Consider the following 14,668-nt stretch of genomic DNA (forward strand, 5'->3'; position numbering starts at 1 on the left):
TACCGGGACCCGACGACGGGCGAGGGGCGCCTGACGCCCCAGACGATGTCCGAGGCAGAGGTCCGGCGGGTCCACCCGGAAGCGAAGGGGCTGCCCTGGACCGAGGAGACCCGGATGATCGGCGACGGGCCTTTCTGCGCCGAGATGCCGTTGCGGGCCGCAGCCTGAGGCCGGCCAATCCGGACGGGCGGGAAACCGCCCGTTTTTTATGCCCTGGCGGGCGCCAAGACCGCCTCGTTGCCCGGAGCAAGGGGAGCGGTTTCGGGAAGCAAACGGCGCCACGCCCAGGCGTAAGGCGCTGCGTCCCGGACCTTGATCCAGGGACGGTGGAGATCGTTAAGAAGTGCAAGGGGCGGCGCGCCAGCCGTCGATTCGTTTTATCGTATGGGCGCGTGCCGAGCGCTGATCGGAGTCCGTCGCCGGCGTTTACATGAAGGCGCCGAAACCCGGCCAGGGCTTCGCGGAAAGCGCGCTATGTGCCTGTCGTTCGGGCGATCCAGCCAAGCCGGTCCGGGAATTGCTTGGCGAGAAGCGGGCGCGGCGACCTTTGTCCGCGAGAGCCTCGCGGCGCCGAAAGGCCCTGGAACAAGTCAAATAAAGCATCCCGTGGGGGACACGGGCCAAAGGATAGGAGATGGCAATGCCAGACCTCGCCGCCTTGTTGCAGCTCGACGGGCTCGCCCGGCGCCTCGTGTCCCAAGCGAGCCGGGATGAGCTGGCCGAAGCCGCCAGGCTGCTCGCCCTCAACCTGGCGTGCTACCAGCACCGCTATGGGCCCCTGCCCCTCAAGGAACCCGCCATCCCGCCCGCGGAACTCGACGAGGCGCAAGTTGCGCTGGTAACCAACGGAACCGAAATCCTCGTGACGGTGCTGGAGGGATTGCGCTTGTCCCACCGCGGGGACGCGAGAAGCCAGTGAAAGTGCGGTGAGGGCGGCAAGCCTCTCGCCTTTCGAGGGCTTTCCTCCCGCTTCCAGGCAAACCATCCTGTCCCTGCGCCGAGCCACAAAGCCGGCGCTCGCGGCCCGGCCCGAAAACGACGCCGGTCAGTCCCGGGCGCTCACCCGGGAAGTCAGGAGCATCAGGAGACTCAGGCACCCCATCAGCATCGCCGCCATCCCCGCCAGCAGCAAGGTGCCCGCCTGGAAGCCGGCGAGCCAGTAGGCGCCGCTCAGCCTGACCGCCACGGCCACGGCGCACACCAGCACGCCCGCCAGCCCGGCCAGGCGTCCGACCCACAGCAGCAACGTTTCCATCTCTGCCCTCCTCGCTTCGGGGCGCCTCGATCCCCCGGCATCCATCAGCATGCCACAGACGCCCGGAGGCCGGATATCACGGTTCTCCCCGCCGGCGGCACAGCAGCCCCTCCCAGCGGCACGCCGGGTTTAAGCAGCGGTAACGGCGGACGGGATAGAGGAGGCTGAGCAGGCGATCGACGGGACGGCGCCGAATGCGCTCCAGGGGACCGCCGCAGTAGGGACACTTGCGAGCATCCATCACGCGGGACACGACCGCCTCTTGCCGCAACCAAGGAGGACTCACACGAGCTTTGCTGGCTTGCCTTCGCGCGTTGACCGTCGACGACGGGGCGGCACTTGGGATACTGGCCCACCACGAGGGGATTGCGGTGGTGGGCCGTGAGGGATTCGAACCCCCGACCGTTGGATTAAGAGTCCACTGCTCTACCAGCTGAGCTAACGGCCCGGGAGAAAAAACTCAGGACATTATTTGCCCGTCCCGCCCCTCTGTCAACGAGTGCGGCAGCGGGCACTTCCGCCTCCTATTCAGCCGGCGGCGTGGGCGGCGATGAACCGCTTGACCGCCTCGGCGTCCGTATCCATGAGCTCGTAGCGCTGGGGGCGTTTCTCCAGGTCCTCGTAGCCCGGGGGGATTTCCGGGTCGCGGCCCAGCGCCTCGCGGATCGTCTCGGCGAACTTGGCAGGCAGGGCGGTCTCGAGGCAGACCAGCGGCACGTCCGGCTCCCGGTGCTCCAGTCCCACCTTGAGCCCGTCGGCGGTGTGGGTGTCGATCATGACTGCGTAATCGCGGTAGATCCGGCGGATGGTGGCGAGCCGGTCCGCGTGGGTGCTGGAGCCCGACGCGAAGCCGTAGCGCTCCACCTCCCGCCAATAGGGAGTCCCGGCGAGCTCGAAGCCGCCCTCCCGCTCCACGGCCCGCCACAACCGCGCCGTCACCGCGGCATCGCGTCCCACCACGTCGTGGATGAAGCGCTCGAAGTTGGACGCCTTGGAGATGTCCATGGAGGGGCTGGAGGTGTGCACCACCTCGGCGCTCTTGCGAACCCGGTAACGGCCGGTCCGGAAGAACTCGTCCAGCACGTCGTTCTCGTTGGTGGCGAGAATCAACCGCCGGACGGGAAGCCCCATCATGCGGGCGATGTGCCCGGCGAAGATGTTGCCGAAGTTGCCGGTGGGAACGGCGAAGGAAACCTGCTCGTCGTCGCCGCGAGTGACGGCGAAGTAGCCCTTGAAGTAATACACCACCTGGGCGACCACCCGGGCCCAGTTGATGGAGTTGACCGCGCCGATCCGGTAGCGGGCCTTGAATTCGGCGTCCGCATTCACCCGCTTCACGATGTCCTGGCAGTCGTCGAACACGCCGCGGATCGCCAGGTTGAAGATGTTGGGGTCCAGCAGGGAATACATCTGGGCGGTCTGGAACGGGCTCATCTTCCCGTAGGGGGAGAGCATGAACACCCGTATCCCCCGCTTGCCCCGCATGGCGTATTCCGCCGCCGAGCCGGTGTCGCCGGAGGTGGCCCCCAGGATGTTGATCTCCGTCCCCTCCCGCTCCAGCACGTACTCGAACAGATGGCCGAGGAGCTGCATCGCCACGTCCTTGAAGGCCAGGGTGGGCCCGTTGGACAGCCCCAGCAGGTGGAGCCCCGGCTCCAGGGTCTTCACCGGCGTGATGTCGTCGCTGCGGAACACCTCCTTGGTGTAAGTGCGCTGGATCAGCTTCTTCAGGTCCGCCGGCGGGATGTCGTCGACGAAGAGACGGATGATCTCGAAGGCCAGCTCCGGATAAGGGCGGCCGCGCAGGGCGGCGAGCTCGGCGCCGCTCAGGCGCGGATAGGCTTCCGGCACCACCAGGCCGCCGTCGGGGGCGAGTCCCCCCAGCAGGATCCGGCGGAAGGACTGGGGCGCCATGCCGCCTCGGGTGCTCACGTAGCGCATGCTCAGGACTCCGCCTTCAGCGGGCAAGCGCGCCGCCTAGCGCCCCGGGCCGATCGAAATGGCTTCGAGCTCGAACCCATCGGTGTTTTGCTCGTCAGTGCCGGTTCAGCATTTCCAGCCGGATGCGGGTCGCCGGGCCGATGAGGGTGGGCAGCGCCTCGATCTTGCCGATGGCGGCGTTCATGCGCGCCTCGAGGGTCTTGTGGGTGAGGATGATGATGTCCGCCTGATCCTCCCCTTCCGCCGGCTCCCGCTGCAGGATGGCGTCGATGGAAATCTCCAGGTCCGCCAGGACCCGGGTCACGTCGGCCAGCACCCCGGGGCGGTCCAGGGCCCGCAGCCGCAGGTAGTAGCAGGTCTCCACCTGGTCCATGGGCAGGATGGGGATGTCCTGCACCGCGTCGGGCTGGAAGGCCAGGTGGGGCACCCGGTTGTTGGGATCCACCGTGTGCAGCCGGGTCACGTCCACGAGATCCGCCACCACCGCCGAGGCGGTGGGCTCGGCGCCCGCACCGGCGCCGTAGTACAGGGTCGGTCCCACCACGTCCCCCTTCACCAGGATGGCGTTCATCACCCCCTCCACGTTGGCGATCAACTGGCGTGCTGGCACCAGGGTGGGGTGCACCCGCAACTCCACTCCCTCGGGGCGCCGGCGGGTGATGCCGAGCAGCTTGATGCGATAGCCGAAGGCTTCCGCGTAGCGAATGTCCTCCCGGGTGAGCCGGGAGATGCCCTCGGTGTAGCACTTGTCGAACTGCATCGGAATGCCGAAGGCGATGGCGGACATGATGGTGAGCTTGTGGGCGGCGTCGATCCCCTCGATGTCGAAGGTGGGGTCCGCCTCGGCGTAGCCCCGCGCCTGGGCCTCCTTCAGCACCTCCTCGAAGCTCGCGCCCCGGTCCCGCATCTCGGACAGGATGAAGTTGCTCGTGCCGTTGATGATGCCGGCGATCCACTCGATATGGTTGGCGGTCAGTCCCTCCCGCAGGGACTTGATGATGGGCACGCCCCCCGCCACCGCGGCCTCGAAGGCCACCATGACGCCCATTTCCTGGGCGGCGGCGAAGATCTCGTTGCCGTGGAGCGCGAGCAACGCCTTGTTGGCCGTGACCACATGCTTCTTGTTCTCGATGGCGGCCATCACCAGCTCCCGCGCCACCGTGGTGCCGCCGATCAGCTCCACCACGATGTCGATATGGGGATCTCTCACCACCTCGAAGGGGTCGGCGGTCACCCGCATACCCTCCCCCGCGATGGCCTGGGTTTTCTGTGCGTTGCGGTCCGCCACCGTGGTGATGACGATCTCCCGGCCGGCCCGGCGGGTAATCTCCGCTTTGTTGCGCTTGAGCACGCGGAACGTGCCGCCGCCCACGGTCCCCATGCCCAGGAGTCCCACCCTGATCGGTTTCATTTCTCGCTTCGCTCTCTACGCTCCGATGCGCCGCGGGCGGCCGGTCCCGCTCACAGCAGCCCGTCCTTGCGGAACATCTCCTTGATCCCCCGGATCGCCTGGCGGATGCGGGGCTCGTTTTCGATCAGCGCGAAGCGCACGTGATCGTCGCCGTACTCGCCGAAGCCCACTCCCGGGGACACGGCCACCTTGGCGTCTCGGAGCAGCTTTTTCGCGAACTCCAGGGAACCCAGCCCCCGGTAGGCGTCGGGGATCTTGGCCCAGACGTACATGGTGGCCTTGGGGACGCTCACCCTCCAGCCGGCGGAGTGCAGGCCCTGGCACAGCACATCCCGGCGCTTCTGGTACCCCTGGCGGATCTGCTCCACGCACTCCTGGGGCCCCTCCAGGGCGACGATGGCCGCCACCTGGATCGGGGTGAAGGTGCCGTAATCGTGGTAGCTCTTGATCCGGGCAAGGGCCGCCACCAGGTCTTTGTTCCCCACCATGAAGCCCACCCGCCAGCCGGCCATGTTGTAGCTCTTGGACAGGGTGAAGAACTCCACGGCCACGTCCCGGGCGCCCGGCACCTGCATGATGGAAGGCGCCCGGTAGCCGTCGAACACGATGTCGGCGTAGGCGAGATCGTGTACCACGTAGATGTCGTGCTCCCGGGCGAGGGCCACCAGCCGCTCGAAGAAGGAAAGCTCCACGCAGTGGGTGGTGGGATTGCTGGGAAAGCAGCAGATCAGGAACTTGGGCTTAGGGTAGGAGTCCTTGATCGCCTTTTCCAGCTCCTCGAAGAAATCCACCCCCGGCACCATGGGAACGTGGCGGATGTCTGCGCCCGAGATGACCGGGCCGTAGATGTGGATCGGGTAGCTGGGATTGGGCACCAGGACCGCGTCGCCTCGGTCCAGGGTGGCGAGTGCCAGGTGGGCGATGCCCTCCTTGGAGCCGATGGTGACGATCGCCTCCGCATCCGGGTCCAGCTCGACCCCGTAGCGACGCTGGTACCAGGTGCAGATGGCCCGCCGCAGCCGGGGAATGCCCTTGGACACCGAATAGCGGTGGGTATCCGGCCGCTGGGCCGCCTCCACCAGCTTGTCTACGATGTGCTTGGGGGTCGGCCCGTCGGGGTTGCCCATGCCGAAGTCGACGATGTCCTCCCCGCGCCGGCGCGCGGCGAGCTTGAGCTCCCCGGTAATGTTGAACACGTACGGGGGCAGGCGCTTGATGCGCGGAAACTCTTCCATGGTCGCGGGTCAAAAGCGGTAAGCGGCTCGTCAACCCTTTACCGTATCAATAAGCCAAGCCAGGGCCCGGCCGGACAAAAAGTTTATAATGCTACCGAGGAGTAAAGTCCCCTGCAACGACCGCCATGAAACTGCATCTCGCCCAGGTGGCGGACAAGAACGTGGTCACCGGCTACGGGCGCGACCACGTGATGGTTAACCGCCGGCGCTACGACAGAAGCCTGGTGATCCTTCCCGAGCGCCTCATCGAGAACTGGGACGTCCCCGCCTTCCCGGCTCTCGCCCGGGAACACTTCCAGTTTCTCGCCGGCCTCGACGTGGAGATCGTGCTGCTCGGCACAGGGGAGCGGCTGCGCTTTCCCGATCCCAGCCTGTTGGAGCCGCTGGTTCAGGCCGGCATCGGCTACGAGATCATGGACACCTACGCCGCCTGCCGCACCTACAACATCCTCATGGCCGAGGATCGCAAAGTGGTGGCAGCCCTGATCCTGGGCTGAGCGTCCCTTACCCCGGCAGCAATTCGGCGAAGCTCGCCACGGAATCGAATTCCGTGACGGCCGCCTCCCGGGCCGCGGAGTCGGGCCGGCGCACCGCGACGAGGTAGCGGATGCCGAAGGCCCGCGCCGAGCGCAGCACGGGTAGGCTGTCGTCCACCAGGACGGTGCGTCCCGGATCGAAGGGCTCGAGCGCCTGCATCCGCCCCCAGAAACCCGGGGCTTCCTTGGGCAGCCCGAGCCCATGGGAGCAGACGAGCCCGTCCAGATAGCGCTCGAGCCCGGTGCGCTTGAGCTTCAATTCCAGGCTCTTTTGATGGGCGTTGGTGACCAGCACCGCCCGCTTGCCCCGCAGTCGCACCTCCATCAAGAACGGCACCACGTGGGGATGGACCGCGATCAGGTGCTCCACCTCCTCCTTGAGCCGGGCGATGTCCAGGCCCAGCTCCCGGGTCCAGTAGTCCATGCAATACCAGTCCAGGGTGCCGGCCTTGCGGCGGTAGCGCTCGACGAGCTCCTCCCGCGCCCGCTCGAAGCTCAAGCCGTGCTTCTCGGCGTAGCGGCGGGGCACGTGGGCGAGCCAGAAGTGGTTGTCGAAATTGAGGTCCAGCAGGGTCCCGTCCATGTCCAGCAGAACCGTGTCCACCGCGTTCCAGGCGATCATGGCGGCGTCAAAGCTCCGCCAGCACCTTGAGGTGGGCCGCGGCGCTGCGCCCCAGGGCGTGCAGGTCGTAGCCCCCCTCCAGTACCGAGACGATGCGCCCTTCCGCGTAGCGGTCGGCGATTTCCTTGATGCGCTCCGTGACCCAGGCGTAGTCGGACTCCACTAGCATGAGGGAGGCCATGTCGTCGTCCCGGTGGGCGTCGAAGCCGGCGGAAACGAATACCATCTGGGGCTTGAAGCGCTCCAGCGCCGGCAGCCAGTGCTCGGTGACGACGGCGCGGAACTTGGCGCCGTTGCTGTAGGCCGGCAGCGGGATGTTCACCATCCGCTCCGAGCGTCCCTCCACCCCGCTGTAGGGATAAAAGGGATGCTGGAAAGTGGACACCATCATGACCCGCGGGTCGTCGCGGAAGATGTCCTCGGTGCCGTTGCCGTGGTGCACGTCGAAGTCCACGATGGCGACCCGCTCGAGCCCGTGGTGCTCCAGGGCGTGGGCGGCGCCCACCGCCACGTTGTTGAAGAAGCAGAACCCCATCGCTCGGGCGCACTCGGCATGATGGCCGGGCGGCCGCACGTTGCAGAAGGCCGTGTCCGCCTTTTTGCCGATCACCAGGTCGGTTGCTAGAATGGCGGCACCTGCAGCGCGTAACGCCGCCTTCAGGCTGTGGGGATTCATGGCGGTGTCCGGGTCGAGGTGCACCAGCCCCTGCTTGGGGGCCGCCGCTTGCAGCGTATCGAGGTATTCGGGGGCGTGGACCCGCTCCAGTTGCTCCCGGGTCGCCAGCGGAGCCTCCTCGTGCCTCAGGCAGTTCATCAACCCGGAAGCGATGAGCTGATCCTCGATGGCCCGGATCCGGGCGGGGCATTCCGGGTGATAGGAGCCCATGTCGTGCAGCGCGCAGTCGGGATGGGTGATGAGCACCGTGCTCAATCGAGCCTCCTCCATTTGCTGGCCTGGCGTGCGCCGGCGCTTCTGTTGCAAACATCTTACGGCGGCCCCCAGGTCCTGTCCATGACGGTGCATCCGTGACGGTCTCCACCGAAAGGCACTATCTCACGCCCCTCTTCGCTCCCCGGTCGGTGGCCATCGTGGGGGCAAGCGAGCGCCCCGGAACGGCGGGCCGGGTGCTGATGGAGAACCTGCTCGCGGAACAGTTCGAAGGCGCCGTCTATCCGGTCAATCCGAAGCACGCCCAGGTGCTCGGGCGCCCGTGTTTCGGCTCCCTGGACGAAGTGAGCGCCAGCGTGGACCTGGCAGTCGTCGCCGCCCCGGCGGCGGCGATCCCGGAGATCGTCGCCGCCTGCGCCCGCAAAGGGATCCGCGCCGCGTTGATCGTCAGCGACGGGCTGTCTCCCGCCTATCCCCAGGGGCCGCGCCTGCTGCGGCAGACCCTGGCGGCGGCGCGCTCGGGCGGAGTACGCATCCTGGGACCCGCGTGCCCAGGCATCCAGCGGCCCGCGGCCCGCATCAACCTCACCTACAGCCGTTTCCGGGCGCTTCCCGGCACCATCGCCCTCGTCTCCCAGTCCGGGGCTCTCACCAACGCCATCCTGGACTGGGCCCAGGCGGACGGAGTGGGCTTCTCCAGCGTCGTCACCGTAGGCGACGGCGCCGACGTGGGCTTCGGCGAGATACTGGACTACCTGGCCTGGGACGTGGCCACCGAAAGCATCCTGCTGTACCTGGAGGGGGTGTTCGCCCCGCGACGGTTCGTGAGCGCGCTGCGCATGGCGGCCCGGGCCAAGCCGGTGATCGTGGTGAAGACCGGCCGGTGTCCCGCCGCCTACCAGGCCGCCCTCACCCATTCGGGGGCCCTGGTGGGGTCCGACGACGTGTTCGACGCCGTCCTGCGCCGGGCCGGAGCGGTGCGGGTGAAGACCTTCAGCCAGCTCTTTTCCGCCGCCAAGTGCCTGAGCGCCCGCTACCGGCCCACCGGCAACCGGCTCGCTATCGTCACCAACGGAGGGGGCGCCGGGGTCATCGCCGCCGACTGGGCGGCAGGCATCGGCATCGATGTCCCCGCCCTCGCGCCCGCCACCCTGGAGCGCCTCGCCGCAGCCCTCCCCGCCGGCTGGTCCCGGGGCAACCCCCTGGACCTCACGGGGGAGGCGACCGAGGAGCATTACCGCGGCGCCGTGCGCGCCTGCCTCGAGGACGCGGGCATCGACGGCGTGCTGGTGATCCTCACGCCCCATGTCAACACCCGCGCAGCCCGGGTGGCCGAAGCCGTGGCGGAGACCGCCCGGGATTTCAGGAAACCGGTGGTGGGCTGCTGGATGGGAGGCGAGGACGTGGAGGAAGGGCGGCGGATCCTGTCCCATGCCCGGCTCCCCGTGTTCCGCACCCCGGAGCCCGCCGTGGAGGCCTTCTCCCACATCGCCACCCATTACCGCAACCAGCAATTGCTGGTGCAGGTCCCCTATTCCACGTCCCGGGTCGACCGGCCGGATGCCGAGGGGGCGCGCATGGTGATCGAGCACGCGCTGGCGGAGAAGCGCAAGGTGCTCTCGGAGATGGAGTCCAAGTCCCTGCTGGCGGCGTTCCGCATCCCGGTCGCCCGCACCGTGGTGGCGCGCTCCCTTCCCGAGGCGATCGTGGTGGCCGAGCAGATGGGCTTTCCCCTGGCGATGAAAATCAATTCCCCGGACATCCCCCACAAGAGCGACGTGGGTGGGGTGAAGCTCAATATCGCCACCGTGCAGCAACTGCGCTCGGCGTTCAACGAGATCATGGGGAGCGTCGCGGCCCGCCTGCCCGAAGCCCGCATCGATGGCGTAACCCTCCAGCCCATGACGGTGAAGCCCAACGGGCGCGAGCTGATGGTGGGGATCGCCACCGACCCCGTGTTCGGCCCGGTCATCACCTTCGCCGCCGGGGGCATCGTGGCCGAAGTCATGGGGGATCGGACGGTGAGCCTGCCGCCCCTCAATGCGCTCCTCGCGAAGGACCTGATCGAGCGCACCCGGGTGGCCCGCATGCTCGGGCCTTTCCGCAACCTGCCCGCGATCCACATGGACGCCCTCGTCACGGTGCTCCTGCGGGTCTCGGAGATGGCGAGCGAGCTGCCCTGGATCCGAGAGATGGACATCAATCCCCTCATCGTGGACGAAGAAGGGGCCATCGCCGTGGACGCCCGGGTGACCGTGGACCACGCTACCCCCGGCCCAGGGACGCGCTACGCCCACATGGCCATCTGCCCCTACCCGGTGCATCTGATCCAGCGCTGGAATCTCGCCGACGGCACCGAGATCACCATCCGGCCCATCCGCCCAGAGGACGCGGAGCTCCTGCAGGCGTTCGTGCGCAACCTGTCGGAAGAATCCCGCTATTTCCGCTTCATCAGCACGGTGCAGGAGCTCTCCCCCCGGACCGTGGCCCGCCTCACCCAGATCGACTACGACCGGGAGATGGCCCTCATCGCCGTGCTGGCCGAGGGCGAGCGGGAAATGGAACTGGGCGCCGCCCGCTACGTCACCAACCCCGACGGAGAGACGTGCGAATTCGCCCTGGTGGTGGCCGACGCCTGGCAGGGACGCGGGATTGGCACCAAGCTCATGCATTCCCTCATGGAAGTGGCCCGGGCGAACGGCCTCAAGGCCATGGTGGGCGACGTGCTCGCCGGCAACGCCAACATGTTGAGGCTGATGGAAAAGCTCGGCTTCGCCATCGAAAACCACCCCGAAGACCCCAGCCTCAAGCGGGTCCGCAAGGCCCTCTGAGGATCACGACATGGCAAGCGCCGTCGAGCGGGTGGTCCAACAGGCGGGTACCGTCATCCTGGGCAAGGAACGGCAGATCCGGCTGGCCCTCGCCTGCCTCCTCGCCCGCGGGCATCTGCTCATCGAAGACCTGCCGGGGGTGGGCAAGACCACCCTGGCCCACGTGCTGGCCAAGTCCCTGGGGCTCGAGTTCCGGCGCATCCAGTTCACCGCCGACCTGCTGCCGGCGGACATCGTGGGGGTGTCCATCTACGAGCGGGACACGGGCGCCTTCAAGTTCCACCCCGGACCCATCTTCAGCCAGGTGATCCTGGCCGACGAGGTGAACCGGGCCACCCCCAAGACCCAGAGCGCCCTGCTGGAGGCGATGGAGGAGCACCAGGTGACCATCGAAGGGGAGAGCCGGGCCCTGCCCCGTCCCTTCTTCGTCATCGCCACCCAGAATCCGTCCCACCAGGTGGGGACCTTTCCCTTGCCCGAATCCCAACTGGACCGCTTCCTGATGCGCATCCATCTGGGCTACCCGGACCCCCAGGCCGAGCGCGGGCTGCTCAAGGGGATCGAGCGCCGCGCGCTGCTGGCGGAGCTCACGCCCTGCATGGAGGCCGGGGAGCTGGAGGCGCTGCAGCGCCAGGTTCGCCGGGTGCACGCCTCCGATGCCCTGGTGGACTACCTCCAGGCCATCATCGAGTTCACGCGCCGCTCGCCCCTTTTTCACACCGGCCTGTCGCCCCGGGCGGGGCTAGCGCTGCTCGCCGCCGCCCGAGCCTGGGCGCTCATGGACGAGCGGCGCGAAGTCCTGCCGGAGGACATCCAGGCGGTGCTGCCGAGCGTGGTGGGGCATCGGCTGCGGCCCGCCGCCGACCGCCTGGGGGTCGAGGACGGCACCGATCTGAGCGGGCGCATCGTCGCCGCAGTGCCCATCCCGTGAGCATGAGATCGCCGGCAGCGAACGCCTGGGAAACGGGTCCCTGGACGGCGAGGATCCGCGCGGGCCTGGGCGGAACCGCCCGCCGCGCCGGGCATCTTCCAGGATCGGAATCCAGCGGCCGCGACGGCGCTCGGGTCGTGCTGACCCGGCGCCGCATCTTCATCCTGCCGACGCGCCAGGGGCTCGTCTTTGCCGGCATGCTCCTCCTCATGCTGATCGGCGCCACCAATTACCAGTTGAGCCTGGGCTTCGCCTTGACCTTCCTGCTGGGGGCGATGGGCATGGTCTCCATCCTCCATGCCTTCCGCACCCTGGCGGGCCTGGAGGTGTCCGTCGGCAAGACCGCTCCCGCGTTCGCCGGCGAGGCGGTCACCTTCGGGATCGATCTCACCAATCGTTCGCCGAGACCACGCCTGAGCGTCGCCCTCTCCCATCCCGGCAGTCCCACCGTCCACTGCGATCTCCCGCCGGGGCAGACCCGCACCCTGACCGTGTCCATGACGGCGACCCGGCGGGGCTGGCTACGGCTCCAGCGCTTGACCGTGCACACCCGCTACCCCCTCGGGTTGTTCCGCGCCTGGGCACCCGTGGAGCTTAAGCTCCAGTGCCTGGTCTATCCCCGGCCCGAGGATATCCGGCTCCCGCCCCCCGCCGCCCTCCACCCCATGGAAGGAGGACGGGACCTCCTGGGAGCCGGGGAGGATTTCGCTGGCCTGCGGGACTACCGCCCCGGCGATTCGCCCCGGCACATCGCCTGGAAAGCCGCCGCCCAGGAGCGGGGCACCCTCACCAAGCAATTCAGCGGCAACGCCGCGGAAGAAGTGTGGCTGGACTGGGAGCGGCTCGCCGGCCTGGACACGGAGGCCCGGCTGTCCCGCCTCGCCCGCTGGGTGCTGGAGTGCGACGTCCTGGGAATCCCCTACGGGCTGCGGCTCCCGGGGGCAACGCGTCCCCCGGCCCTCACCCCTGAGCACCGCCGCGCCTGTCTCAAAGCCCTGGCCCTATTCGGTCTGGGGGACCCCGTGCGGCCCGACCCGCCCCCCCGCCCATGAGCGCCGCGTCTCCCCTGGAGTCCCGCCCCACCCAGCGCCAGAGCGCCTGGCTGCTCCTCACCCTGGGGCTCGCCGTGGCGCCCCATCTGCCGCGCCTGCCCCTGTGGATGTGCGCCTTCGTGCTGATGCTGGGCTTGTGGCGCTGGTACCTGGCTTTCACCGGCGGCCCGCTGCCGCCCCGGCTGTTGCTTTTCGCCTTCGCCGCCGCCGGGGTAGCCGGCACCGCGCTCCATTACGGCACCCTCTTCGGTCCCTCAGGGGGAGTTGCCTTGTTCATCGTCCTAGTGGCCCTCAAGCTCCTGGAGTCCCGCACGGTGCGGGACGCGGTGCTCCTCGCGTTCCTCGGCTATTTCCTGGTGATCACGGTCTTCCTTTACGACCAGTCGATCCCCATGGCCGTCTACGCCGCCGCGCCGGTCCTGAGCCTGACCGCCCTCCTCGCCGCCTTCGCCCACGGGGCGGGGGATCCCGGGCTGGGCACTCCCTTCAGGACCGCCGCGGCGCTCCTCGCCCAGGCGCTGCCCGTGATGGCGATCCTGTTCCTGTTCTTCCCGCGCCTGCCCCAGCCCTTGTGGGGCGTTCCCCACGAAGCCGCCGAGGGCGTGAGCGGGCTCTCGGACACCATGGCGCCGGGCGATCTGAGCCGGCTGTCCCTGTCGGACGCGGTCGCCTTCCGGGTGGACTTCCAGGGGGAGGCGCCGCCGCCCTCCCGGCTCTACTGGCGCGGGCCGGTACTCACCCGCTTCGATGGCCGGGTCTGGTCCATGTCCCTGTCATCGGGGCCGGGGCCTGGGGCGCTGGAGCCCCTGGATGCGGGCGTCACCTACACGGTGACCCTGGAGCCCCATCAGCGGCGCTGGCTGTTCGCCCTGGACCTGCTCGGCCGCGGCCCGGAAAAAACCTTGCTAACGCCTGACTACCAATTGGTCGCCCAGGCGCCGGTGCGAAGCCGCACCCGCTACACGGCAACCTCTCACCTGCGCTACCGGGCGGAGCCGGGGTTCTCCGGCGAGGCGGCCGAGAGGGCGCTGGAACTGCCTTCCGGCGGCAATCCCCGGGCCCGGGCCCTCGCCCTGACGTGGAAACGGGAGCTGGGAAATCCGGCGGCCATCGTCCAGCGGGCGCTCCAGTTTTTCCGCGCCGAGGGCTTCTTCTACACCCTGCGGCCGCCGCTCCTCGGCGCGGAGCCGGTGGACGATTTCCTGTTCAATACCCGGCGCGGTTTCTGCGAGCACTACGCCTCGAGCTTCGTCTTCCTCATGCGCGCCGCCGGCGTCCCGGCCCGGGTGGTCACCGGCTACCAGGGGGGCGAGCTCAACCCCCTGGGCGGCTACCTGATCGTACGCCAGGCCGACGCCCACGCCTGGGCGGAAGTGTGGCTCGAGCCCTCGGGCTGGACCCGGGTGGACCCCACCGCGGCAGTGGCCCCGGAGCGGGTCGAGCGCGGGCTCGCCTTGGCCGCGGCCTCCGGGGAGCCGCTCCCCGTGCTCATGCGCCCGGGCGGCGGCTGGCTGCGACAGATGCGCCTGGCATGGGACGCCCTGGCCAACGGGTGGAACCAATGGGTGCTGGGCTACGGAGGGGAGCGCCAGCGGAAGCTCCTGAGCCGCATCGGCTTCGCGAGCCCCGACTGGCGCTCCATGGCCGCCCTGCTTCTCGCCGGCACGGGGGCGCTGATCGGAATGCTGGCCGCCGGCTTGCTGTGGCGGATGGGGGAACGGCGGCCGGAGCCGGCGCAGCGGCTCTATCGCCGCTTCTGCCGGCGGCTCGCCCGGCGGGGGCTCGCCCGGCGGCCGGGCGAAGGGCCCAGGGACTACGCGGACCGGGTCGCCGCGGCCCGTCCCGAGCTGGCCGCCCAGGTGCAGGCCATCTCCCAGCTCTACATCGCCCTGCGCTACGGGGCCGAGGGCGATCCGCGCCAACTCAAGCGGCTGCGGATCCTGGTGGGGAGTTTTCGCGCCTGAG

13 protein-coding genes and 1 tRNA gene are annotated in these 14,668 nt (G+C 68.8%); 6 read left to right on the forward strand and 8 right to left on the reverse strand.

Annotation, left to right across the window (positions count from 1 at the left end):
- Positions 1-634: 634 nt before the first annotated feature.
- Complete coding sequence (locus tag ACUVYZ_RS09895) at positions 635-919, forward strand: hypothetical protein (RefSeq protein ID WP_439934442.1); 285 nt, start codon at positions 635-637, stop codon at positions 917-919.
- 126 nt (positions 920-1,045) lie between these two features.
- Here ACUVYZ_RS09895 and ACUVYZ_RS09900 read toward each other — a convergent pair whose 3' ends face one another.
- The 6 genes from ACUVYZ_RS09900 to alaC all read right to left on the reverse strand — a co-directional run bounded on the left by ACUVYZ_RS09900 (position 1,046) and on the right by alaC (position 5,842).
- Positions 1,046-1,255: a hypothetical protein gene (locus tag ACUVYZ_RS09900; RefSeq protein ID WP_439934441.1), complete on the reverse strand. Its 210-nt coding sequence runs from the start codon at positions 1,253-1,255 to the stop codon at positions 1,046-1,048.
- 76 nt (positions 1,256-1,331) lie between these two features.
- Positions 1,332-1,508: a hypothetical protein gene (locus tag ACUVYZ_RS09905; RefSeq protein WP_439934440.1), complete on the reverse strand. Its 177-nt coding sequence runs from the start codon at positions 1,506-1,508 to the stop codon at positions 1,332-1,334.
- A gap of 119 nt (positions 1,509-1,627) precedes the next feature.
- Positions 1,628-1,703, reverse strand: a tRNA-Lys gene (locus ACUVYZ_RS09910).
- Positions 1,704-1,783: 80 nt separating this feature from the next.
- Positions 1,784-3,196 carry a threonine synthase gene (gene thrC, locus ACUVYZ_RS09915; protein WP_439934439.1) on the reverse strand — a complete coding sequence of 471 codons (1,413 nt, stop codon included), beginning with the start codon at positions 3,194-3,196 and terminating at the stop codon, positions 1,784-1,786.
- A 94-nt stretch (positions 3,197-3,290) separates the two neighbouring features.
- A complete protein-coding gene (locus ACUVYZ_RS09920) occupies positions 3,291-4,607 on the reverse strand; it encodes a homoserine dehydrogenase (RefSeq protein ID WP_439934438.1) in 1,317 nt (438 codons plus the stop codon).
- Between the two features lie 50 nt (positions 4,608-4,657).
- Positions 4,658-5,842, reverse strand: a complete 1,185-nt coding sequence (gene alaC, locus ACUVYZ_RS09925; protein WP_439934437.1) for an alanine transaminase — start codon at positions 5,840-5,842, stop codon at positions 4,658-4,660.
- Positions 5,843-5,967: 125 nt separating this feature from the next.
- On the opposite strand from alaC, the gene ACUVYZ_RS09930 reads away from it, so the two are divergent.
- A complete protein-coding gene (locus ACUVYZ_RS09930; RefSeq protein WP_439934436.1) occupies positions 5,968-6,339 on the forward strand; it encodes an Mth938-like domain-containing protein in 372 nt (123 codons plus the stop codon).
- A gap of 7 nt (positions 6,340-6,346) precedes the next feature.
- Here the strand turns inward: ACUVYZ_RS09930 and yrfG are convergent, their stop codons facing one another.
- Positions 6,347-7,000: a GMP/IMP nucleotidase gene (yrfG, locus tag ACUVYZ_RS09935; RefSeq protein ID WP_439934435.1), complete on the reverse strand. Its 654-nt coding sequence runs from the start codon at positions 6,998-7,000 to the stop codon at positions 6,347-6,349.
- Positions 7,001-7,007: 7 nt separating this feature from the next.
- Positions 7,008-7,931 (reverse strand): histone deacetylase family protein, encoded by a 924-nt coding sequence (locus tag ACUVYZ_RS09940; RefSeq protein WP_439934434.1) that lies wholly within the window; start codon positions 7,929-7,931, stop codon positions 7,008-7,010.
- A 95-nt stretch (positions 7,932-8,026) separates the two neighbouring features.
- On the opposite strand from ACUVYZ_RS09940, the gene ACUVYZ_RS09945 reads away from it, so the two are divergent.
- The 4 genes from ACUVYZ_RS09945 (at position 8,027) to ACUVYZ_RS09960 (ending at position 14,667) form a co-directional block, all read left to right on the forward strand.
- Entirely contained in the window at positions 8,027-10,720 is a 2,694-nt protein-coding gene (locus ACUVYZ_RS09945) for a bifunctional acetate--CoA ligase family protein/GNAT family N-acetyltransferase (RefSeq protein ID WP_439934433.1), read from the forward strand.
- A 10-nt stretch (positions 10,721-10,730) separates the two neighbouring features.
- Positions 10,731-11,651 (forward strand): AAA family ATPase, encoded by a 921-nt coding sequence (locus ACUVYZ_RS09950; protein WP_439934432.1) that lies wholly within the window; start codon positions 10,731-10,733, stop codon positions 11,649-11,651.
- 137 nt (positions 11,652-11,788) lie between these two features.
- Positions 11,789-12,703 carry a DUF58 domain-containing protein gene (locus ACUVYZ_RS09955; protein ID WP_439934431.1) on the forward strand — a complete coding sequence of 305 codons (915 nt, stop codon included), beginning with the start codon at positions 11,789-11,791 and terminating at the stop codon, positions 12,701-12,703.
- Positions 12,700-14,667: a transglutaminase TgpA family protein gene (locus ACUVYZ_RS09960; RefSeq protein ID WP_439934430.1), complete on the forward strand. Its 1,968-nt coding sequence runs from the start codon at positions 12,700-12,702 to the stop codon at positions 14,665-14,667. Before ACUVYZ_RS09955 ends, ACUVYZ_RS09960 begins: the two co-directional genes overlap by 4 nt.
- Position 14,668: the final 1 nt, after the last annotated feature.

Source organism: Pelomicrobium sp. P1, from assembly GCF_052805615.1.